The organism is Streptomyces sp. BR123, from assembly GCF_013401435.1.
GTDB lineage: Bacteria > Actinomycetota > Actinomycetes > Streptomycetales > Streptomycetaceae > Streptomyces.
This window is the reverse complement of sequence record NZ_JACBGN010000599.1, coordinates 1-1359: the sequence shown is the minus strand read 5'-3', so window position 1 is coordinate 1359 and position 1359 is coordinate 1. Positions and strand designations below refer to the sequence as shown.

Below are 1359 nucleotides of genomic sequence, written 5' to 3'. Positions count from 1 at the left end.
CAGCACCCCCCAGCCCACCGCCCCAGCAGGGGACCGTGACCCTGCAGCCCGCCTGCCCGACCCACCCGTCGGGCAGGCGCCTGCGCCTGCACCGCAGCCGACCCCGGCCAAGCCCGCCGGGTTGGAGGATCGAGCCCGGCCCCCGCACGATCCACCAACTGCCCGGCCTGCCGAGCCACCCGTCGGCCGGGCTCCCGCGCCCGCAGCGCCACCCCCGCCCGCAGGCCTTCCACAGCCCACCCCGGCCAGGCCCGCCGGGTCGGGAAGCGCCCCCACGGTGGCCGAGACCGCCAGGTCGGAAAGCGCCCCGTCAGCGGCCGAGGCCGCCGGGTCGGAGGGTGGCCCGGAGGCTCTGCAGGCGCCGGGCGGGCACGCCGGCACGCGGCACCTCGCGCCCGCCGTACCGCCGACCGGTGCCCCCGCGGCCCGAGCCGCGAGGCCGGGCCCTCCAGAGGCGGACCGGCACACCATGCAGGCCGACAGCCCCGGAACCGCCCGGGTCGAGCAGCCCGGTACAGCTCGACCGGCGGCCGCCCCCGGTTCCGGTGACCGCGGGGTCCCGGACGCGGGTGGCACACCGGCGCAGGGGGCTCCGCCCGCGGCCCCGCAGGCGTCGGCACACGCTGCCACGCCCCCCAGCCCCCCGCGCCCGGCGGCGGCCGAAGCCCCGCAGGCCGAGCGGGACGCGGGCGGCCCGACGGCCGGCGCCGGGCCCGATACCGGGGGCGCCGCCCCAGGGCCGGCCCCGCAGGCCCGTCCCCAGCAGGACCGCGGCAGCCCTGCCCGGCCGAGCGGACGCGCAGCCGACGGGAGCGAGCGCACCGAGGGAGGAGCCGACCCGCGCCCGGCGTCCCTGCCGCTGCCCCCCGCTGCCGGGGCCCTGCTGCCCCGCCAGAACCACGGCGCGTTCCGCCCCCGCGTAGGCTCCGCGGGCCTGGTCGGCCCCGAACCAGCGATGCTGCCCGACCTGTTGGACCACCCCGACCCGGCCACCGCCGCCGAGGCCGCGACGGTGGAGAACCTCCTGCGGTGCTGGGTCCGCGAGAACGGCATCGGCCGTCCCGACGGCCCCGTCGGCACCCTGCTCCGCATCCCCCTCCCCGCGTCCGGCACCGCCCTGCTCATTGCCGTCCGCTATTGGTCCCCTTCCGGCTGGCACCGCTTCGCACCTGCCCGGCTCGAAGGCGCCCCGGCCCACGCCCCGGCCTTGGACGCCGTCACCCTCGTCTCGCTCCTCGCCCGCGAGGGCAGCCCCGCCGGCCCCTTCGGCCGCGGCGGCACCGCCCTCGCCAGCCGGGTTGCCGACTCGGTACGGCGGACCGCCGAGTTCATCGCCGACCGGCGCGCACGGCCCACCCC

General features: G+C 80.7%; 1 pseudogene. It reads left to right on the top strand.

Going from position 1 to position 1359, the window contains the following annotated elements:
* Positions 1-883 precede the first annotated feature (883 nt).
* Positions 884-1359 (top strand): annotated as a pseudogene (locus tag HYE82_RS36555) (iron transporter); the annotation flags it as partial.